General features: G+C 62.2%; 1 protein-coding gene. It reads left to right on the forward strand.

What is annotated here, in order from left to right; genetic code table 11:
- Positions 1 to 139 precede the first annotated feature (139 nt).
- Positions 140 to 415, forward strand: a 276-nt coding sequence (locus ACODTA_RS30325) for a recombinase family protein (RefSeq protein WP_489071413.1), incomplete at its 3' end; no start/stop codon positions are given.

Raw genomic sequence — 415 nt, forward strand, 5'->3', positions numbered from 1 at the left:
GCCGATACCCCGCCTCGTTAGGGCAAAATCACACGGGCTGTCTCATGCCCCCGGAATCGCGTCTCAACAGATTTACTTGCCAGATATGAGAACTGTGAGAGGCTGACCTCATAGGATCAAATGAGACACGAGGTCGCCGATGCTGGTGGGGTATGGTCGGGTTTCCAGTTCGTCGCAGCACCTCGACATCCAGCACGAAGCGCTCGCCCAAGCCGGGTGCGAGAAGGTGTTCAGCGAGAAGATGTCGGGACGCTCGACCGGCCAGCGCGAGCAACTCGCCCTCGCTCTCGACTTCGTGCGCGAAGGGGACACGCTCGTCGTCACCCGGCTCGACCGTCTCGCCCGCAGCGTGGGCGATCGTCACCGGATCATCGAGCGGCTGACCGCCAAGGGAGTAGGGTTCCGCTGCCTCAAT

It is taken from the genome of Sphingomonas sp. FG14 (genome assembly GCF_057809675.1).